Annotated in this window: 18 protein-coding genes; 6 read left to right on the top strand and 12 right to left on the bottom strand. The window is 63.4% G+C overall.

Annotated features, from left to right (window positions below; genetic code table 11):
* Positions 1–208 precede the first annotated feature (208 nt).
* From DL1_RS13720 to DL1_RS13730, 3 genes are all read left to right on the top strand, one after another.
* The gene (locus DL1_RS13720; RefSeq protein ID WP_038067348.1) at positions 209–3,103 is read left to right on the top strand and encodes a hypothetical protein; all 2,895 of its coding nucleotides are present in this window, start codon (positions 209–211) and stop codon (positions 3,101–3,103) included.
* A gap of 132 nt (positions 3,104–3,235) precedes the next feature.
* Positions 3,236–5,128: a monovalent cation:proton antiporter-2 (CPA2) family protein gene (locus DL1_RS13725; RefSeq protein ID WP_038067351.1), complete on the top strand. Its 1,893-nt coding sequence runs from the start codon at positions 3,236–3,238 to the stop codon at positions 5,126–5,128.
* A 15-nt stretch (positions 5,129–5,143) separates the two neighbouring features.
* Positions 5,144–5,758, top strand: coding sequence for a LysE family translocator (locus tag DL1_RS13730; protein WP_038067355.1), 615 nt, complete (start codon positions 5,144–5,146; stop codon positions 5,756–5,758).
* A gap of 63 nt (positions 5,759–5,821) precedes the next feature.
* On the opposite strand, the gene DL1_RS13735 is transcribed toward DL1_RS13730, so the two are convergent.
* The 5 genes from DL1_RS13735 to DL1_RS13755 all read right to left on the bottom strand — a co-directional run bounded on the left by DL1_RS13735 (position 5,822) and on the right by DL1_RS13755 (position 10,751).
* The gene (locus DL1_RS13735; protein ID WP_038067358.1) at positions 5,822–6,331 is read right to left on the bottom strand and encodes a CarD family transcriptional regulator; all 510 of its coding nucleotides are present in this window, start codon (positions 6,329–6,331) and stop codon (positions 5,822–5,824) included.
* A gap of 335 nt (positions 6,332–6,666) precedes the next feature.
* Positions 6,667–7,005, bottom strand: coding sequence for a ferredoxin FdxA (gene fdxA / locus DL1_RS13740; protein WP_038067361.1), 339 nt, complete (start codon positions 7,003–7,005; stop codon positions 6,667–6,669).
* A 114-nt stretch (positions 7,006–7,119) separates the two neighbouring features.
* A complete protein-coding gene (locus DL1_RS13745; protein ID WP_038067364.1) occupies positions 7,120–7,401 on the bottom strand; it encodes an RNA-binding S4 domain-containing protein in 282 nt (93 codons plus the stop codon).
* Between the two features lie 12 nt (positions 7,402–7,413).
* Positions 7,414–10,227 (bottom strand): helicase-related protein, encoded by a 2,814-nt coding sequence (locus DL1_RS13750; RefSeq protein WP_038067367.1) that lies wholly within the window; start codon positions 10,225–10,227, stop codon positions 7,414–7,416.
* A gap of 20 nt (positions 10,228–10,247) precedes the next feature.
* Complete coding sequence (locus tag DL1_RS13755; RefSeq protein ID WP_143081609.1) at positions 10,248–10,751, bottom strand: tetratricopeptide repeat protein; 504 nt, start codon at positions 10,749–10,751, stop codon at positions 10,248–10,250.
* 134 nt (positions 10,752–10,885) lie between these two features.
* Here DL1_RS13755 and DL1_RS13760 point away from each other — a divergent pair, with 134 nt between their 5' ends.
* Positions 10,886–11,173: an SCP2 sterol-binding domain-containing protein gene (locus tag DL1_RS13760; RefSeq protein ID WP_038067372.1), complete on the top strand. Its 288-nt coding sequence runs from the start codon at positions 10,886–10,888 to the stop codon at positions 11,171–11,173.
* Positions 11,173–12,150 (top strand): alpha/beta hydrolase, encoded by a 978-nt coding sequence (locus DL1_RS13765; RefSeq protein ID WP_051693564.1) that lies wholly within the window; start codon positions 11,173–11,175, stop codon positions 12,148–12,150. The genes DL1_RS13760 and DL1_RS13765 overlap by 1 nt, the downstream gene beginning before the upstream one ends.
* On the opposite strand, the gene DL1_RS13770 is transcribed toward DL1_RS13765, so the two are convergent.
* The 4 genes from DL1_RS13770 to DL1_RS13785 are packed head-to-tail and all read right to left on the bottom strand — an operon-like array spanning position 12,131 to position 16,088.
* Positions 12,131–12,856 (bottom strand): proteasome-type protease, encoded by a 726-nt coding sequence (locus DL1_RS13770; RefSeq protein ID WP_038067375.1) that lies wholly within the window; start codon positions 12,854–12,856, stop codon positions 12,131–12,133. The two genes, DL1_RS13765 and DL1_RS13770, sit on opposite strands and share 20 nt — an antisense overlap.
* Before the next feature lie 46 nt (positions 12,857–12,902).
* Complete coding sequence (locus DL1_RS13775; RefSeq protein ID WP_038067376.1) at positions 12,903–13,715, bottom strand: transglutaminase family protein; 813 nt, start codon at positions 13,713–13,715, stop codon at positions 12,903–12,905.
* Positions 13,712–14,668 carry an alpha-E domain-containing protein gene (locus tag DL1_RS13780; protein WP_038067378.1) on the bottom strand — a complete coding sequence of 319 codons (957 nt, stop codon included), beginning with the start codon at positions 14,666–14,668 and terminating at the stop codon, positions 13,712–13,714. The genes DL1_RS13775 and DL1_RS13780 overlap by 4 nt, the downstream gene beginning before the upstream one ends.
* Positions 14,669–14,675: 7 nt before the next feature.
* Complete coding sequence (locus DL1_RS13785) at positions 14,676–16,088, bottom strand: circularly permuted type 2 ATP-grasp protein (RefSeq protein ID WP_038067382.1); 1,413 nt, start codon at positions 16,086–16,088, stop codon at positions 14,676–14,678.
* Positions 16,089–16,287: 199 nt separating this feature from the next.
* On the opposite strand from DL1_RS13785, the gene DL1_RS13790 reads away from it, so the two are divergent.
* The gene (locus DL1_RS13790) at positions 16,288–18,105 is read left to right on the top strand and encodes a M3 family oligoendopeptidase (protein WP_038067384.1); all 1,818 of its coding nucleotides are present in this window, start codon (positions 16,288–16,290) and stop codon (positions 18,103–18,105) included.
* Between the two features lie 85 nt (positions 18,106–18,190).
* On the opposite strand, the gene DL1_RS13795 is transcribed toward DL1_RS13790, so the two are convergent.
* From DL1_RS13795 to pgeF, 3 genes are all read right to left on the bottom strand, one after another.
* Positions 18,191–19,000 (bottom strand): Hint domain-containing protein, encoded by an 810-nt coding sequence (locus DL1_RS13795; RefSeq protein WP_051693565.1) that lies wholly within the window; start codon positions 18,998–19,000, stop codon positions 18,191–18,193.
* Between the two features lie 305 nt (positions 19,001–19,305).
* Entirely contained in the window at positions 19,306–19,470 is a 165-nt protein-coding gene (locus DL1_RS21640) for a hypothetical protein (protein ID WP_156022737.1), read from the bottom strand.
* Between the two features lie 234 nt (positions 19,471–19,704).
* Entirely contained in the window at positions 19,705–20,457 is a 753-nt protein-coding gene (pgeF, locus tag DL1_RS13800; protein ID WP_038067480.1) for a peptidoglycan editing factor PgeF, read from the bottom strand.
* Positions 20,458–20,475: the final 18 nt, after the last annotated feature.

The following is a 20,475-nucleotide window of genomic DNA, read 5'->3' on the forward strand; positions in this document are numbered from 1 at the left end:
CGTCGCCGGGGATCGCGGCGCACCGGGCAGGCTAACGCCACAACTTGTAGGCGCGTTTTGGCCGACCCGATCCATATCTTGAAAAAATCGGCAAGCCTCTGCTGTCCAAGCCGCCAGAGCGCTTTTCAGGGCTACAAAACTGCTTTACGAATATGTGAAGAGGGCGATACCTGCGCCGCGCCCCGCCTCAGCTCCTTTTCGAGATGCCATGAAACCCGAATTTGCTCTGATCTTATCGCATGACGGCATTGGCCTGCTTCACCGCACGCGCGCGGGCTGGGCGCGTCTGGGCGAGGTCTCTCCTGACTCTGAAACGCTCGATGCAGATCTCGCAGCGTTGCGGCGACAGGCTCAGAGCCTTGCGCCGCATGGCATGACGACAAAGGTGGTCATCCCGGCCTCGCAGATCCTCTACACGGCGATCTATGCGCCCGGCAGCACGCCTGCACAGCGCCACAAGCAGATCGAGGCCGCGCTGGACGGCGTCACGCCCTACCCGGTCTCGGAACTGGTCTATGATTTTTCGGGCAGTGGCCAGACCGTGCAGGTGGCCGTCGTAGCCCGCGAAACCCTTGCCGAGGCGGAAGCCTTCGCGCAGTCCCATGGCCTTAACCCGGTCAGCTTCGTGACGATCCCGATCCCCGGCGATTTCACGGGAGAGCCGTGGTTTGGAACGGCCAAGGGGGCCGCCGCCCATCTGCCCGAAGGGGCGCAGGTCGAACGTGACGACACGCCGATTGCCGATATTGCGGCCGCGCCCGAGACCCTGACTGAGAGCGCAGCGCCAAACGATGCGTCGGCAGAGCCCCCCGCGTCGGACACTGGCATCAAGCCCCCCGCGCAGACTGAAGAGACAGAGGCTGATCCAGCGCAGGATCTCCACGCCAATGCGGGCGTCGCCGCCGCCGAAGGCCCCGTGCCCGCAAGCGCCACGCCCGTGATCGCTGAGGCTGAGGCTGAGGCTGAGGCTGAGGAAGCCCTTGCGCGTCCCACAGCGCCTGTCGAGCCACAAATTCCGGCCGCGACATCCACGCAGGCAAGCGAGCCGGAAGAGACAGTCTCGCCCGAAGATCTGGCCGATTTGGCAGCCCTTGATGCCGCCCCAGACGAGGGCTCAAAGCTCAAAGAACCAGCGCCTGCCCCCCCGGAGACAGCCGCCCCGCCAAACACCAAAACCCCGTCCAGCGCCGGGCCGCAGACCGCCGATCCGTTTTCTTCCGCGCGCCTGCTCACGCAGGATGCGACAGCCGCGAGCACGCCGAAGCTTGGCGGCGTCGCGCGCACGAGTTCTGCACAGGGCGAGCGCCACAAGTCTCTCACCGGTCACGCAGCAATCACGGCGCCGGGGCTTGATCTGCCCGAGCCCACGCCGCCCGCCGATCAGAAGAAAGACCGCAAGCGCAAGCTCGGTCGGGCCGCGCGCAAGGGGTTGAGCGGGACTGCCGCTCTGGGAGCTGCGGCGCTCTCGGCCCGCGCCAAGGCGAAAGCCAAGCCCCAACCGGCGACCAAACCCACGACCACTCACGGCCCCGCGCCCTCCGCCGAGACGACCGTTTTCGGCGCGCGCAAAGGCTCTGATCGACTTGGCAAGCCGCGCTATCTGGGCGCGCTGATGGTCGGCGCGCTGGTTCTGTTTCTAGCGATTGTCGGGCTTTGGACCAGCTTCCTGTCGTCCACCGAAACGCCCGCGCCACAAGATACGCTGGCCTCGAGTGACACAGCCACAGCCGAGCCACCCGCAGACACGATGGCGGCGCTCGATCCGGCACCTTCCGCCCAGCCAGACGCCAGCGCCGAGGCCACGGCCGAGCCCGCCCCCGAGGCGAGCCCCGTTCCGAGCGTGACGCCCGAGGCCGCTCAACCCGACGCGAATGTTGCGACCGCTGAGCCCGAAACCGCGCAGCCGGACAGCGCGCCGTCTGACACCGCTCAGGCCAACACCGCTCAGTCCGATACCGCACAGGCCGATACAGCACAGACCGACACCGCTGCGTCCGCGCCGGAGCAGAGCACCGTCACGGCGGATGCCGCGCCTCAGGCCGCAACGCCGAGCCCCGGCGAGATGCCGCCCTTCACGGCCAAGCCTCTGCCGCCGCCCAATGTCGCGCCGCCCGAAACCGAGGCAGCCCCGGTCGCGCCAACGAAAGACGGTGTGACTATGCCGGGCGGGTTTACGCTTTACGCGGGCAAGCCCCCGATCGCCTCGCGTGCGCGGCCCCAAAGCGTATCGCAGGCCTATGCGGCAACGCTGCCGCCGGCTCCGCTGCGCCCGGAAGACACGCTCAACGCTCTGCCTGCGTTGGCGCCGTTCCAACCAACGCCGCGCCCCCAGACGCTTGCCGCGCCAGATCAGACCGCTGCGCAGACACCGGCCGCCAGCCCCCTGCCGGCGCAAAACGACCCCTCACTCGCAGACGCGCGTCCGGTGCTGCGCCCGGCGGCGATCTCGAGCAAGGCTCAGGAGACACCCACTCAGACCGCCCCCTCGAGCGCGGATGATGCCGCAGTTGCCACGCCGCTGCCGCAAGATCCACAGCTTGCGGGCCTGTCGCCAAAGGCGCGGCCCTCAAGCGTCGCTGATGCGGCACAGGCTGCCAAGGCCGCCGCCGAGGCCGCAGCGGCGGAAGAAGCAAAGCGCTTTGCCACAGCCACCCCTCTGGCGGTCGAAGCCTCGGCCCGCCCGCCTGAAAAGCCGCGCGATTTCTCGCGCTCGGTCGAGGCGGCGCTGGCCGCAGCAATCGCCACACCCCAAGCCCCCGCGCAAACGGCCGCAGCGGCCCCCACCCCAGCCCCTGCGGCTCAGGCGCCGGATCTTGATGAGCCGGAGCCGACCCAGCCCGCACCGCGCCTGCCGACCTCGGCATCGGTCGCCAAACGCGCCACCGAGCAAGGCGCGATCAACCTGCGCCAGATGAACTTGATTGGGCTCTATGGCTCCTCCGCGAGCCGCCGTGCGCTGATCCGGCTCAAGACCGGGCGTTTCGTCAAGGTCGGCGTCGGAGACCGGCTGGACGGCGGGACGGTTCTGGCGATTGGCTCGAACCAGTTGACCTATCAAAAAGGGTCACGCGCCTACACGCTGAAAATGCTGCAAGGCGGCTAGTCGCCAGTCTCGGGCAATCGCCCCTTGCACCTGAACGCGTGCCCCCTACCCTAAGGGCGGGTCGCTGCGTGCAACTCTGCTATATGTCACTACACGCGGAAACCTCCGCGGGGTCAGAGGACCGCCAAGGGTATGGAAAGCTTTCTCTTTTACGCGACGATCTACCTGTTCGCGATGGTCGTGGCCGTACCGCTCGCGACCCGCGCGGGGTTGGGGTCGGTGCTGGGCTATTTGCTGGCTGGCATCTTGATCGGACCTTTGACCGGATTTTCCGGCTCCGAGATAAACGACTTGCAGCATTTCGCAGAATTCGGCGTCGTGATGATGCTGTTCCTGATCGGACTGGAGCTGGAACCGCGCGCGCTTTGGGCGATGCGCGACAAGCTGATCGGCTTGGGCGGCTTGCAGGTCGTGGTGACGATGGTGCTGATCACCGGCATCATCATGGTGATGGGGGAGGATTACCGCGTCGCCCTTGCGCTTGGCATGGTGATGTCGCTGTCCTCGACGGCGATCGTGCTGCAAACGCTCAACGAAAAGCGGCTGATGCAGACAGCGGGCGGGCGCTCTGCCTTCGCGGTGCTGCTCACTCAGGACATCGCGGTAATCCCGATGCTGGCGCTGATGCCGCTGCTGGCGCTGCCCGGCGCACGCGCCGTGGCCAAGGCCGAGCATGGCGATCACGTGGTCGCCCGTTTCATCGAATCGCTGCCTGCGTGGGGCGTGACGTTTATCACTCTGGCCGCCGTGGTGCTGACCGTGCTGATGGGGCATTACCTGATCCGCCCACTGTTCAAATTCGTCCAGACCGCAAAGCTGCGCGAGATCAACACCGCGATGGCACTTCTAATCGTCGTCGGCATCGCGAGCTTGATGAACCTTGTCGGCCTCTCGCCCGCTCTCGGCACTTTCCTTGCAGGCGTCGTTCTGGCTGATAGCGAGTTCAAGCATGAGCTGGAAAGCGATATCGAGCCCTTCAAGGGCCTGCTGATGGGGCTCTTTTTCATCACCGTGGGGGCGGGCATCAACTTCGATGTCATCCTCGCCCAGCCGTGGAATATCGCGGCGCTGGTGATCATGCTGGTGGCACTCAAATCGGCGGTGCTCTACGGGCTGTCGGTCCTGTTCAAGCTGCGCGGATCGGATCGCTCGCTCTTCACGCTGAGCCTCGCACAAGCCGGGGAATTCGGCTTCGTGCTGGTCTCCTTCGCGGTGGCACAGCGGATCTTGCCCGATGCGCTCGCGGAAAAGGTGCTGGTGGTGGTCGCGCTCTCAATGTTGCTCACGCCGCTTCTGTTTATCCTGCACGATCAGATTTCGCGCTTCGCCCGCCCCGCCAAAGGGCCCGATGCCGACAATATCGACGAGCAACAGCCCGTCATCATCGCGGGGGTTGGTCGCTTTGGGCAAGTGGTCAACCGGATGGTCACGATGTCGGGGCTGCGCACGACCGTGATCGACAATGACCTGCGCACGATCCAGCTGATGCGGACCTTCGGCTTCAAGGGGTATTTTGGCGACCCGACCCGCCCCGATCTGCTCACTGCAGCCGGGATTGAAAGCGCGAAGGTGCTCGTGGTGGCACTCGATGGGCGCGACAAGGCGACCGAGCTGGTGCGCTATGCCCGCCGGACCCGGCCCGATCTGCATATCATCGCGCGCGCCCGCGACCGCACCCATGTGTTCGACCTCTACAAGGCGGGGGCCAATGACATCGTCCGCGAGATGTTCGACTCCAGCGTGCGCGCGGGGCGCTACGTGCTCGAGAATTCCGGTCTGTCTGCCTTCGAAGCCTCAGAGTTGCAGAAGTTGTTCTTCAAGCTCGACCGGGCGGCCGTGCGCGATCTGGCGCAGGTCTGGAAACCGGGTGTGCCGGTCGAGCAGAACGCAGCCTATATCGCGCGCACCAAAGAGCTGAATGCCGAACTGGAAGCGGCGATGATGGAACAGTACCGGCGTCGCGACGAGACCGAACGCGATGAGCGAGAGAGCCCGGGCACAGTCGCGGGCGGCCCCGATGCGTAGCAAGGCTATCACTCCATGAACCCAGAGGTCTGGATCAGCTATGTGGCGATCTACACCGCCATCTCCCTCATGCCCGGCCCGAGTGTCGTAATGGTCAGCGTGACCGCGTTGCGCCACGGGCGCCGCGCCGCAGTGCTTTGCGTGCTCGGGGATGTTCTGGGCGAGGTCGTGATCATGGTGCTGGCCTATTTCGGGCTTGGCGCGATCCTTGCGACCTCGGCTGTGGCCTATGGGGTTTTGAAATGGGGCGGCATTGCCTATCTGGCCGTGCTCGGTCTTCTGCAGCTTCGAGAGGCCGCGCGCGGCAGCGTAGCGCCTGCCACAGAGCATCCGACATCACGCACCGGCTTGCGTGCAGGGTTTCTGACAGGCGTGCTCAACCCGAAAGCGATCCTGTTCTACATGGCGTTCTTTGCGCAGTTTATCGATGCCAGCAGCCCCGCCCTGCCCCAGTTTCTGATCCTCGTGCTCAGCTCCAGCATGGTCGTCGCCTTGGTATTGAGCGGCTATGCTTTTCTCGCCGCCCGCTTGGCGGGGGCCTTGCGCGCACCGCGGACACAGCGCTGGATCTCCTTGGGCAGCGGCACCGCCCTTTTGGGCACAAGCGCATGGATGGCAGCGACCCGCTAGGCCAAACGAAAAAACGCGAGGTCCGCAGACCCCGCGTTATAGTTCAGATGCGCCGTCAGGTGATCAGGCAGCGCGACCGATCAGAACCTCATCGACGGTCTGTGCGGCGCGAACCTCGTCGGTCCCCGACACGGCTGCAACTTCGCGCGTCAGGCGCTCGAGCGCTGCTTCATACAGCTGACGCTCGGAATAGGACTGCTCGCGCTGATCGTCCGAGCGGTGCAGATCGCGCACCACTTCGGCAATCGCCAGCAGATCGCCGGAATTGATCTTTTGCTCGTATTCCTGAGCGCGGCGCGACCACATCGCGCGCTTGACCTTGGCTTTGCCCTTGAGGGTCTCCAGCGCCTTGCTCACAATGTCCGGCGAGGAGAGACTCCGCATACCCACTTCGGTTGCCTTATGCGTCGGGACGCGCAGGGTCATCTTGTCTTTCTCGAACGAGATCACGAACAGCTCAAGCTTGAGCCCGGCAATCTCTTGCTCTTCGATAGACATGATTTTGCCCACACCATGCGCCGGGTAAACGACGAAATCATTGGGGCGGAATTCGGATTTCTTAGTCTTGGTCATGCGGTTCGCTTTCTTGCAGCGAGCGTCGGGCCCCGGTATCAAGAGAGCATAAAAAGCCCACGGCGCCGCTGGCTCCGTGTGCCTGACTTGCCTTCGAGATCGGCTTCCACCGGCGAGCGCGAGGGAGGAAGATGGGGTCGAAACTCTTTTTATGATCTTAATATAGCAGGAAATTGCCGCATTTTAAAGCGCGACGACGGCGCGCTTCGGCAAGATCCTTGTTTCTCAGGATCTTACACTACGAAATAAGAATGTTTCGGGTCTGTAACACCCAGGTAACGGCCCCCGAATCAGCCTTGAACGAGGGGCACGCGCGAGAATCAGCGCCGTCTCGCTCAATCGCCCTCGCCGGGCGCTTCGGAGAAGTACTTCTCCATCTTGCCGGTTTCGCCATCATATTTCTCGGCATCCGGCATCGGGTCTTTCTTCTGCGTGATGACCGGCCAAATCTCGGAATATTTGCGGTTCATCTCGACCCAGCTCTCCATCCCCGGCTCGGTGTCGGGCCGGATCGCGTCGGCAGGGCACTCAGGCTCGCACACGCCGCAATCGATGCATTCATCGGGGTGAATCACCAAGGTGTTTTCGCCCTCATAGAAGCAATCGACCGGGCAGACCTCGACACAGTCGGTATATTTGCAGTTGATGCAGCTATCGATGACGACATAGGTCATGGCGAAATCCCGGTTTTGCGACGTTCCGCCCTGTCCTATCGAGGCTCGGCGGCTCTTTCAAGAGAGAGGTTGCGGATTAAAATACGGCCCGGCGGGGCAAAGTTGGAACGCCATTCAGGCGCCCGCCTCCACCAACTCGTAGAGCTCCTGCGCCTCGCTGGCAGGGCCACGGCGCGTGCCGCAGCCAAGCACGCGCACCAGCCGTGTGTCGGCCCCGATCCGCAATGTCAGCACATCGCCCGGGCCGATTGCACGGCCCGGCTTCTCGACACGCAGCCCGTTGACGCGCACCCGCTTGCCCTGCACCAGTTCTTGGGCAAGCCCGCGCGTCTTGCAAAAGCGGGCATGCCAGAGCCATTTGTCGATGCGGATGCGCTCGGGTGCGTCCTCAGCCATAGCGGGCCGCGCTTACTTCTTGTCCTTGAGCGCTGCGAGCACGGCAAAGGGGTTGTCGGGATCGATCGGCTTTTCCTTGCGCGGCGGACGCGCTTCGAAATTGCGCGCGCCTCCCCCTTCGGGTTTGCCGCCCTTCTTGCCCTTTTTGCCCTGCGGACGCCCGCCCTTGCGCTCACCGCGCGGGGCATCGGAATTGCCGCCATCGCGACGCGGTCCACGGGGATTGGCACGCGGGCGCGGGGCCCATGTGAAGGTGTAGAAAGTCTCGACCTCGGGGGCGCTCTCTGCCTCGGCGGGTGCCGCATCTGCCGGTGCCTCTTCGGCAGCGGGTGCAGTGTCCGGCTGGCTCTCAGACGCTGAGGGCGCGCCTGCCGCATCCGGGCTGTCAGCCTCAGGCGCGGTCGCGGCTTCCGATGCGGGCTTGGCGGGATCAGCGGGCTTGACCTTGGGGCGTTCGCCCTGCTCGGCCTTATAGCCCAAACCGCCCATCAGATCGGCGAATTGCTCCAGCGTCATGCCGGTGATCGAGAGCATGTCGGGATTGGCCTCGAACCCACCGCGACTGTCTTGGCCGCGCAGCAGATCTGCCAGACGCTCAAGCATGTCGATGCGAATCGCGCGCGCGCCGGACGGACGATAGCCCGAGAGACGGTAGGCCTCCGGCTCGAACCCTTCAATATTGGGGATCGTGACCAGACCGGGGGGCGGGCTTTCGGGGAATTCGTCGCGCCCATCCCAAAGCGAGGCCAGCACAAGGCGCAACCGCGTCGGTGCAGGCTTGAGAAGGGCGGGCATGAAGATCGTGTACTGACCAAAGCGCACGCCATGCTTGCGCAGGCTGCCACGCGCTTCCTGATCCAGTTCCTTGACCTCGGCGGCCACCTGATCGCGCGGGATGATGCCCAGCGTTTCCACCAGCCGGAAGGCAAAGCCACGGGCGAGCCCGGTCAGCGCCTCGTCGCGGCTCATCGCCAGAAGCGGCTCGAAAAGGGCGGCCACCTTGCGGTCGATGAAGTGCTGCAAGCGGCGCGTAACCTTCTCGGCCACGTCTGATCCGGCCTCGTCATCGACGAAAGCCTGAACGGAGGGGCGCATCACATCGCCGCCCTTGACCAGCTTGCCCACCGCGGTGTCGCCCCACATGAGGCCACCCTGCTCGGTGAAATCCATCTCGGTATCGGGGGCGTTATAGAAACGGTCCGCGCGCAGATTGAACTCGGGCGCGAGCGCCTCATAGGCCGCACGGGCGAGCATCTTTGCCTCATCGGGCGACCCGGTTTCATCCTGACGGAACCGGAACCCATCCAGACGGCCGGCATATTCGCCCTCAACCGTCACTTCGCCCTTGTCATTCACCTCGGCCACGAGGGTCTCCTTCTGCTTGAGCCGGCGCAGCAACACAGAGGTGCGCCGGTCCACAAATCGTTGGGTCAAAGCGCCGTGGAGCGCATCTGACAGGCGGTCTTCTACAGCGCGGGTCGCCTCGCGCCAATGGCTTTCGTCATCGACCCAGCCCTTGCGTTGCGCAACATAGGTCCAAGTGCGGATAAAAGCGAGCCTGCGCGACAGCGTATCGATATCTCCGCCGGTGCGGTCGATCCGCTCGATCTGGCGTCTCAGCCAATCCGAGGGCACCCCGCGCCCCGACTGCAAAAAGCCGAAAATCCGCGCCAAGAGCGTTGCATGCTCGGCCTCGGAAATCGAGCGAAAATCAGGGATTCGGCACACATCCCAAAGCAATTGCACATCGCTTGGGCGGCTCACCCGGTCACGCACCTCCGGATCTTCGCCAAGCACCTTGAGCGCGCGCAGGTCATCGGCCTCGCGTCCCTTGGTGAGCCATTCTCCGCCGTCGCGCGGCTCGGGCCGGGCCTCAAGCGCGCCGATCAGGCGGTCAAGCGTGCCAAATTCCAACCGGTCATTGCGCCATTGCAGCCGCTGGAGCGGCGCGAAGCGGTGGTTTTCGATGGCATCGACAATCTCGGGCTGAAGCGGGCTTGCCTCACCCGTGACCCCAAAAGTCCCGTCTGTCGTGTGCCGCCCCGCGCGGCCCGCGATCTGGGCCAGCTCATAGGGAAAGAGCGGGCGCATCCGGCGACCATCGAATTTCGACGTGGCCGAAAAGGCGACATGGTCGATATCGAGGTTCAGCCCCATCCCGATCGCATCGGTGGCGACCAGATAATCGACATCGCCATTTTGATACATCGCCACCTGCGCGTTGCGCGTGCGCGGGCTGAGCGCGCCCATCACCACCGCACAGCCGCCTTTCTGGCGGCGGATCAGCTCGGCCATGGCATAGGTATTCTCGACCGAAAACCCGACGATGGCAGAGCGCGGCTTCATCCGAGAAATCTTCTTGGAGCCTGCATAGGTAAGCTCCGAGAAGCGCTCACGCTTGGAAAACTGCACCTTGGGCACCAGAGCCGCAATCGCCCCGCGCATCGTTTCCGATCCCAGAAACAGCGTCTCGTGCAAGCCCCGCGCGTGCAACAAGCGGTCTGTGAAGACATGGCCGCGCTCGGGATCGCCGCAGAGCTGGATCTCGTCGATGGCCAGAAAATCCGCGCCGATATTGGTCGGCATCGCCTCGGTCGTGGCCACCCAATATTGCGTGCGCTCGGGCACGATGCGCTCTTCGCCGGTGACCAAAGCCACCACGCTTGGCCCGCGCTGCGCCACGATCCGGTCATAGACCTCGCGCGCGAGCAGACGCAGCGGCAGCCCGATGACGCCGGTCCGATGCGCCAGCATCCGCTCAATTGCGTAATGGGTCTTGCCAGTATTGGTCGGCCCCAGCACGGCCGTGATCCGCCCGGTTTGCATTCTAGCTTCCCTAACCGGCCTTAAAGCGCCGTTCCCTGATGCGTCTTGTCCAGACGCGCGATTGCGTCTTTCACATCCTGCTGGTGTGGGTTCAAGGCGAAAGAGGCCTGATAGGCCTTCAAGGCGCGCGAATCATCGCCCATTTCTTCGAGCATCGTGCCGAGCCCGGCCAAGGCGCCCCAATGGCGTGGCTCCAGCTTGAGCACATGGGCAATATCAGAGGCTGCAGGCCCGTAAAGACCGGCCATGAAATACGCGGTCGCCCGCCCGTTCCAGCCTTCGGCGAAATCGGGCGCATGATCGACAAGGGCCGTGAAATGCTCGATCGCGGCCTCTGTGTCGCCATCATCGAGCGCAGATTCCCCCCGTTTGAGCAACAGATCCATCGCCGGTGAGCCCGAGCGTGACCAAGCACGGCGAATATCGGCCTCGGCGCGCGACCAGCCCGGATCGTTGGGATCGGCCAACTCCTTGAAATACGGCGCAAGCCCGTCAGTTTCTGCGCGAGAGGGGAAAGCCGCCATTGCTGCGAGTGAAAACCCTACGCACAATGCCGTGACGGCATATTTGTATCTGTTGATGACGTGCCACATAACGAGAGAGTAACTCAATTGCCGGAGAAAGCGAGAGCCCGGCCATTCAAATCTGGAGGACAACGATGAGTGAAGTGATCGACCAGGCTGTCGCAGCACTGAAACAGAAACTGCCGGACGGCTTTTCCTCGACCGCAAAATTCGTGATCAAGGACGAAGGCTCGATCATCGTCGACGAATCCGGCGTGCGCCCGGGGGATGACGAAGCAGAGGTCGTGCTGACGGCGGATCGCGAAACCTTCGAGGGAATGCTCAATGGCGACGTGAACCCGACTTCGGCCTTCATGTCGGGCAAGCTCAGCGTCGACGGCTCGATGGGTCTTGCGATGCAGCTTGGGGCTGCGCTCGCCTGATGGAGACCGCGCCCCTTTTCGACGTGATCGCGCGCGGCCCCGAAGGCGGTGCCGCCTATTGGCTCAAGACCGAGGACGGATATCGCATCCGTATGGGCCATTGGCCCGCCCCGAGTGACGCGCGTGGAACCGTCTTTTTGCTATGTGGGCGCACCGAATATATCGAAAAATATGGTCCCGCAGCGGTGGAATTTGCCGCGCGGGGCTATGGCATGCTGGCCATCGACTGGCGCGGTCAGGGCTTGGCGGACCGCGTCTTGCCCAAGGATCCGATGAAGGGCCATGTCGGCGGCATCCTCGATTATCAACTTGATCTGAAGGCTGTGATTGCGGCGGCCAAAGAGCTGGGCCTGCCAGAGCCGTTCCATTTCGTAGGCCATTCGATGGGCGGTGCCATCGGCCTGCGCCATATCATGACGCCCGGCCATGTCTTCGCGTCGGCTGCGTTTTCAGCACCGATGTGGGGCATCAAGGCGCCGGCCCCGCTGCACCCGTTCCGGATCCTTCTGGCGCAGCTTTTCGGCGATTCTTTCATGGCGGAATCATTTGCCCCCGGCATGACCGACGAGACCTATGTGTATCGCTCGAGCTTCAACGAGAACCGCCTGACGCGCGATCCCGCCATGTGGTCTTGGCTGATCTCGCAAGCCGCCGCGGAACCTGCGCTGACCATTGGCGGGGCGACGATCCACTGGGTCGCGGAAAGCCTGCTGGAATGCGAAGCGCTGAGCGCTCTGCCCTCACCCGATCTGCCCTGCTATTGCGCGCTTGGCGGCGAGGAGAAGATCGTGCACACGCCTGCGGTCCATGACCGGATGGCGCGCTGGCCCAATGCTGCGTTCGACGTCATGCCCGGCTCCGAGCACGAGATCATGATGGAAGTGCCCGCCACACGCACGAAATTCTATGATCGCTGCGCGGAGATGTTTGATGCCGCAGGCGGCCGGGATGCAGGTGTCAGAGCTGAATCTGCGTGAAGCTGTCGCGCAGCGCGGTGGACCAAGCCTCCGACATCTCGGCGAAATCCGTATCGCCCGCCTCGATGCGGCGCTGCATGGAAATCTTGCAATCATTGTTGCGGATCACCGCGAGATCGAGCGGCATACCCACGGACAGGTTCGAGCGTAGCGTCGAATCCATCGACAAAAGCACGGCCTTTTGTGCATCCTCAAGGCTGGTCTCCGAGCGCACAACGCGATCGAGGATCGGCTTGCCGTATTTGTGCTCGCCGATCTGCAAGAACGGCGTGTCCTCGGTCGCTTCGATGAAATTCCCCTCCGGGTAGATCAGGAACATCCGCATCTCGCCGCCCGCCCGCTGGCCCGCGACGATCATCGAGGCCGAGGTTGAGATCCGCTCGGCATCCATACGGCTGACGATATCCTTGCGCACCCCGGCCAAAGTGTTGCCGATGATCTCGGAAACTTTCAGCATCGTGGGGGCCTGCATGATCGAGCTATTGCCATCCGCCTCGGGCGCGTCGATTTCTTCGCGCAGCCGCGCCAAGGTCGTCTGCGTGACCGAAAGAGACCCGGCCGTCATGATCGCAACCACCCGCTCGCCGGGCTCCACGAAGGTGAACATCTTGCGATAGGTCGCGATGTTGTCGAGCCCGCCATTGGTGCGCGTGTCCGACAGCAAAACCATGCCTGCATTGAGCAGAAGACCGACACAATAGGTCATATTTATCCCCAGATCCCGCGATCAGATTGCCCGATCGAAGCGGACCTTATTGCTGGACCTGTCCGAGGGCAACCGTGACGTCCAGTCTCTCTTCGCCACCGCCCTGAGCGACGCCCCTGATCGGGGCGGCCTCGCGCGCGTCCAGACCAGAGCCCAGCCGAATATAGCGCTCATCGGGGCAGCAGCTATTGGCCGCGTCAAAACCGATCCAGCCGATGCCCTGCACCCAGATCTCCGCCCAGGCATGGGCGGCCTCATGCGGAGCGCCATCCTCAGAGGCCAGCAGATAGCCCGAGACATAGCGCGCCGGCAGATCGATGGAGCGCGCCGCAGCGATCAGCGCATGCGCGTGATCCTGACATACGCCCTGCCCCTGCGCCAAAGCCTCGGCGGCGGTGGTATGCGCGTCCGTCACATCGGGGGTATAGGCGATGGCCTCACCAATGGCCGCGCTCAGCCGATGGGCCTTCTGCAAAGGCTCGCTCAGGCCCTGCGTGACCTCTTCGGCCAGCTTTGCCAGACCGTCATCGACCCATGTGGCCGAGGTTTCGCGCAGATAGGCCATCGGATGAACCAGTTCACGATGTCCGCGCAGCACGCCGGATGTATCGAAGGTCTCGATCTTGCCGCGCACCGTCACGACCACCTCATCGACCGGCGGACGCACCGACCAGCCCTCGACCTTGTCGCCCGCGCCGTCGCGAAAGCTGCCGCCGCGAATGCCGTTCTCGATGGTCACCAACCACTCGATTTCGCGCTGGCCCTCAAACCGCGACGGAAACAGCCGGAGCGACTGCACCGCAGCCCCCATCGGCACGTCATAGGCATATTTCGTCACATGATCGACCGTGAGGATCATTGCGCCTCTCCCGTCAGGTAGGTGCGTTGCACAAGGGCTGTCAGATCCCCGATGTCATGAATGAAGCGCGTCAGGAATTCATGCATGCCTTCGTCGAAAATCTCGGGCACCCGCGTCGCCTTGAGCGCGTCGACCAGTCCGCGCACGCGCTCTTGCGCCGGGCCGGAGGGCTGGTTGTAAAAGCGCGACAGGCTATCAATATGGCGCATCGCCTTTTGCGCGGCCGACATCAGCGAGCGCGGGCTGGAGGGGTTGAGGATGAGGAAATCCACAATCTTGGCCGCCGTGATCTCGCCGCCATAGGCCCAGTGAAATGCCCGGTGCGACTGCATCGCGCGCAGCAGGACCTGCCATTGGTAATTGTCAAAGCCCGATCCCACCATCGAAACCGAGGGCAGCAGCACGAAATACTTCACATCGATCAGCCGGGCAGTGTTATCGGCCCGCTCCAGCGCATAGCCCAGATTCATGAAGGAGAACCCATCATTGCGCAGCATGCTCGAATCCATCGTCCCGCGCAGCAGCGAGGATTGCCGGTTCACCCAGTCGCACAGATCGCTGGTCTCCATCTCCGAGCGCGGCTTGCGCTCTAGCTGACGGATATCCTGAAACGCGGTGTTGAGAGTGTCCCAGACCTGCCCGGTGATCGCGGTGCGCACGATGCGCGCATTTTCCCGCGCCCGCTCGATGCAGGAAATCACCGACGACGGGTTGTCGCGGTCAAAGAACAAGTAGCTCTCGATATTGCGCTGGACCGGGTCGCCATATTTCTCGGCAAAGCCCTCGGCGGTGCCAGAGGCCTGCAGCAGGCTCTCCCACTCCGAGCGGTAGCCATGCCCGGCAGAGGGCGTCAGCGAGATCCGCGCCCCCACCTCAAGCAGACGCGACATCGTCTCCGCACGCTCCATGTAGCGCGCGATCCAAAACAGGTTTTCCGCCGTCCGGCTTAGCATGTGATTCTCACTCCGCCAGAACCCAAGTATCTTTGACGCCGCCGCCCTGCGATGAGTTCACCACGAGCGACCCTTCGGTCAACGCCACGCGGGTCAGTCCGCCCGGCACCAGCTCGATCTTGTCGCCCACCAGACAATAGGGTCGCAGATCGACATGGCGCGGGGCCACACCCTCTTCGACGAATGTCGGCGTCGTCGAGAGCGCCAGCGTCGGCTGGGCGATGTAGTTGTCGGGATCGTCGATGATCTTATGTCGGAAGGCCTCGATCTGCTCCTTGGTCGATTTCGGACCGACAAGCATCCCATAGCCGCCCGAGCCATGGACCTCCTTGATCACCAGTTCGGGCAGGTGTTCGAGCACGTATTTGCAGTCGTCCTTCTTGGCGCATTGCCATGTGGGCACGTTCTCCAAAAGCGGCTCTTCGCCAAGGTAGAAGCGCACCATCTCGGGCACATAAGTATAAATCGCCTTGTCATCGGCCACACCCGCGCCCGGCGCCGAACAGATCGTCACCCCGCCCGAGCGGTAGACATCCATCAGCCCCGGCACACCCAGCATCGAGTCGGGCCGGAAGCAGAGCGGATCGAGGAAGGCATCGTCGATCCTGCGATAGATCACATCGAGCTTCTTGGGCCCCTCGGTCGTGCGCATCCAGCAAAACCCGCCCTCGACAAAGAGATCCGCGCCCTCAACCAGTTCGACCCCCATCAGGTCGGCCAAGAAGGAATGCTCGTAATAGGCCGAGTTGAAATGGCCGGGCGTCAGGATCGCAATCGTCGGCTCCGCATCGCATTTCGCAGGCGCGACGCTTGCCATAGTGCGGCGCAGCGCATCGGCATAGCCATCGACCGGCTCGATTCGGTTTTCCCGAAACAGATTGGGGAACATCCGCATCATGATCTCGCGATTCTCCAGCATATAGGAGACCCCCGAAGGCGTGCGGCAATTGTCCTCAAGCACGTAGAACTGATCGGGCCCGGTGCGCACAAGATCGATACCCACGATATGGCTATAGATCCCGCGCGGCGGCACAAAGCCCGACACGGCGCGCTCATAGGCATCGTTTTGATAGACCAGACGGGCGGGGATACGCCCGGCGCGCACGATCTCGCCGCGCCCATAGACATCCAGAAGAAACGCGTTGAGGGCACGGGCGCGCTGCTTGATGCCGCGCTCCAGCTTGCGCCACTCCATCTGGGTGAAAACACGGGGGAACATGTCGAACGGGATCAGCCGGTCAGGGTCGCCCCCTTCGCCATAAACCGCAAACGTGATGCCGATCCGACGAAACAGGGCCTCAGCCTCGGCCTGCTTCATGGCCCGGAACTCTGCAGGCATCTCCCGCGTCCACCCGTCGAGCCCGTTATAGGGGGGGCGAACCTTGCCGCCATCGAACATCTCGTTGAAATAGTCTGTCATTTACGCTGATGCACCCCTCATTCTTACCCTATTCCTAGAGCCTGAACCCCGTGAGGGAAAGCCCAGCACCCCCTCGACGGTTCCCAACGCGGCTGCATTTGCATGAATTCATGGTGTTTGCCTAAAATTTATGCAGGGCTTGTCAATCCGGTATCAGCCCCCCTATCTGGTGAACATCACTCCAGATCTTGAGGACGCCATGACACTTACCCCGCGCCGCCCCGTATTCGATGCCAACGCGACCGGAGGGGCGTTCGGCGATCTGCCCGACTGGGACCTGAGCGACCTCTACGCCGCCCCCGACGCGCCCGAACTGGCCACAGACATGTCTTGGCTTGAGACCCATTGCGCGGAATTTGCGCGTGACTACGAGGGCAAGCTCGCCGATCTCGATGCGGCTGGCATGGCCGAATGCATCGCGCGCTACGAGGCGATCGACGAGAAGGCGGGCCGTATCATGTCCTATGTCGGCCTGCGCTATTACCAGAACACCGGCGATGTCGCGCGGGTCAAGCAGATGGCCGACGCGCAGGACAAGATCACCGGCTACACCACGCCGCTGGTGTTCTTCAGCCTCGAGTTCAACCGGATCGAGGATGCCCATTACGAGACGGTCTTCGCCGATCCGCGCGTTTCGCGCTACAAGCCCGTCTTCGACCGGATGCGCGCGATGAAGCCCTATCAGCTGTCCGATGAGCTGGAGAAATTCCTGCACGACCAATCCGTCGTCGGGGCCGCTGCGTGGAACCGTCTGTTCGACGAAACCACCGCTGCGCTTGAATTCGACGTGCTGGGCGAGACGCTGAGCCTTGAGGCCACGACCACGCTGCTTTCGGATCACGACCGAGCGCGGCGCGAGGCTGCGGCCCATGCTCTGGCGCGCGTCTTCAAAGACAACATCCGCACCTTCTCGCGCATCCACAACACGCTGGCCAAGGAAAAAGATATCGAGGATCGCTGGCGCAAAATGCCCACGCCGCAGACCGGACGCCATCTGTCGAACGATGTCGAGGCTGAGGTCGTGCAGGCGCTGCGCGATGCCGTGGTCGCAGCTTACCCCCGGCTCAGCCATCGCTACTACGCGCTCAAGGCGAAATGGCTTGGGCTCGACACGTTGCAGGTCTGGGACCGCAACGCGCCGCTGCCCACCGAGGCCCCGCGCGAGATCCAGTGGGACGAGGCGAAATCGACCGTGCTGGACGCCTATGCGGGCTTCGATCCGCGCATGGCCGAGATCGCGCAGCCCTTCTTCGAAAAGGGCTGGATCGATGCGGGCGTGAAGCCGGGCAAGGCTCCGGGCGCGTTTGCCCATCCGACCGTGACCAGCGCGCACCCCTATGTGATGCTCAATTATCTGGGCAAACCGCGCGACGTGATGACGCTGGCCCATGAGCTGGGCCACGGCGTGCATCAGGTGCTGGCCGCGAAACAGGGCGAGATGCTCTCCTCCACGCCTCTGACGCTGGCCGAGACGGCCTCGGTCTTTGGCGAGATGCTGACCTTCCGCAAGCTGCTGGCAGGCGCCAAGACCAAGGAAGAGCGCAAGACCCTTCTGGCGGGCAAGGTCGAGGATATGATCAACACCGTCGTGCGCCAGATCGCCTTCTACGACTTCGAATGCAAGCTGCATGCGGCGCGCGCCGAAGGGGAGCTGACGCCCGAAGACATCAACGCGCTGTGGATGTCGGTGCAGGGCGAGAGCCTTGGTCCGGCGTTCGAGTTCATGGACGGCTATGAGACCTTCTGGTCCTATATCCCGCATTTCGTCCACTCGCCCTTCTACGTCTACGCCTATGCCTTCGGCGACGGGCTCGTGAACGCGCTCTATGCCGCCTACGAGGCCGAGCCGCAGGGCTTCCAGGACAAGTATTTCGCGATGCTCGAAGCCGGTGGCTCACTGCACCACAAAGCGCTGCTGGCCCCGTTCGGGCTCGATGCGACCGACCCGGCCTTCTGGGACAAGGGCCTGTCGATGATCGAGGGCTTCATCGACGAGCTGGAGGCGATGGAGGACTGATCCGGCCCCACTTTCGCGATAAAACGACGAAAGCCGCGCGACCCCCAATCGCGCGGCTTTCTGATGCTGGTGGCCTAGTCCCCATTCAGCCCAGCATATCCTCGACCTCGAACTTGGTCAGACGCGGATGGGCCATGCGCCCGAAATCGCTCAGCCGCTCGACCTGCGGGAAGATGTCTCCGAAAAGCTGCGCCATGCGTGACTCCATCAACCGCTCCGCGCCTTCGCCGGGGTGATAGCTCTCGACCTCTAGCCCTGCGATGCGCAAAGACCCCTGCCGCTCCAGAACCACGTGATAGACGCTGACCGGCGAGACCGGCTGCACCTCGATCACGCTGACCCCATCGACAAAGCCCGAGATCGGCACATAGGCCTGCTCGATGCCAAGCCTTCCGCGCAGCCGGGCGTCGCGCAGACAGATCCGCGCATAAGGCCCGAGCATGAGATCGGGCATCGGACGCCCCTGCCCGAAGGCATCTGCGGTGACGCGGATCATCTTCGCGCCCTGATCGGCATTGGCCGGGAACATCGTCATCGTGCCGATCCAGGTCACGGTCTCGATCCGCTCCTCGGCGGTGTGGACCCGCATTCCGGGCAGCAGATCCTCGATGGCGATCGGGCCGGCCTCTCCCACGAGCACCGCGCCGCGCGCCAGTGCCGAGAACCCCTCCTCGAAGAGCGGTATGGCCGGTGCAATCCGTGTCTCATCCTCGATGAAACCGCCCGCGCCCAACCAGCTCATGGCGTAGCGCCGGGTCAGACCCGACGCTTTGAGCGTCCGCTTGGGAACGGGCGGGGTCGCGCGCAGCACCCGGGCGGGTGCTGCTGTTTCATGCGAATGAGATGTCGTGTGGGCGGGGGTCAGACCCGCCACCGACCGGTGGGTATTGCTCATGCGATCAGCCTTTCGGTCTGGTCACGACTGCAACGGCCCCACCGGATGCAGAGAGACATCCGATCTATGGGCTATGCAGATCGTGTCGTCAAATTTCAGCGCAGATTGTCGCGCCGCGCCGGGGCAATCCAACCTGCCGCTGCGGGAGTGTTTCACGCCCCGCGACAGCCGCCCCGATCTTGTCACCTACGGGACGCGAATCACCCGCATCCCAAGGTTTGCCGGACCGTGGAAGACTGCGGGCGGCGGGGAGGGAGCCACACAATCTCTCGCAAAACGTTCCGGCATTTTGGGCCGGCGCGCCTTTAGCGCGCGCCTGCGACTTTGCGCATCGGCAGAGCGACTGCTTCGGCCCGGCGCTCGCTCAGCGCGCGACGCGCGCCACGTGCGAAGGGCAGCTTCGGATTGGGCTGCGCCGATTGCGCAATTGCAGATTTCATCCAACGGGACTGTTTGTTCTTTTGAGCCATGACGCTCTCCTGCTTGTCGTCTTGTCCGGCACATCCGGGCTATGACTGTTATGCAGGTGCAATGCGGCCAGCATTTGACGGATCGAAGAAAAAATTCATCAAGTTTGTTTACGAATACGGTGCGCTGCTGATCGTCTCGAACTCAGGAAAAACAAGCCCTTCGAAACTCTGCCCGCCAGGTTCGTTGCAAAATGCGTTAACCCCAACTCTGACAATGACGAATTCATGCCACAATTAGAGCCGGATTGCCGATATCTGACGCCCATAATCGACCTCACCCGCATGGGTTGTGCGCCGATATGAGTAAAACAACTCAGGCTCGCCATAGGTGCAGCGCCGCACCCATTCGGCCTGCCCGATCCCCGCCGCGCGCAACCGCGACAGGCTGAAGCTCGGTAGGTCGAAATGCGGCTTTCCATTCGGCCCGCCCGAGAAGAAGCGGCTATAGGCCGGATCTTCGACGATGAATTGCTCCAGGAATTCCTCGCCTACCTCATAGGCATGCACCGAGATGCATGGGCCAATCACGGCTGTGGTGGCCGCGCGATCCGCGCCCAGCGCCTCCATCGCATCCAGCGTGTTTTCCAACACCCCATCGAGCGCCCCGCGCCAACCGGCATGGGCGGCCCCGATCACACCGGCGGCAGGGTCGTAAAACAGCACCGGCTGGCAATCCGCCGTCAGCACCGAGATCGCGATCCCCGGCGTGGCCGTCACGATCGCATCGGCCTCAATCGCCTCGTCCGAGAGCGCCTCAACGGTCGCAACCCGCGCGGAATGCACCTGCTTGACCCCCATCAGCGCCGAGAGCGGCAGGCCCAGCGCCGCGGCCGCCCGCGACCGGTTGGTGCGCACGGCCTCGGCCTGATCGGACGATCCGGGGCCACAGTTGAGACCGGCGAAGATCCCCGAAGACGCCCCGCCCTTTCGGGTGAAGAACCCGTGCTGTGTACCGCTCAAAGCTGGGACGGTCAGAATATCAAGCATGGTCGTCATGGCATCCCC

It is taken from the genome of Thioclava dalianensis, from assembly GCF_000715505.1.
Taxonomy (GTDB): domain Bacteria; phylum Pseudomonadota; class Alphaproteobacteria; order Rhodobacterales; family Rhodobacteraceae; genus Thioclava; species Thioclava dalianensis.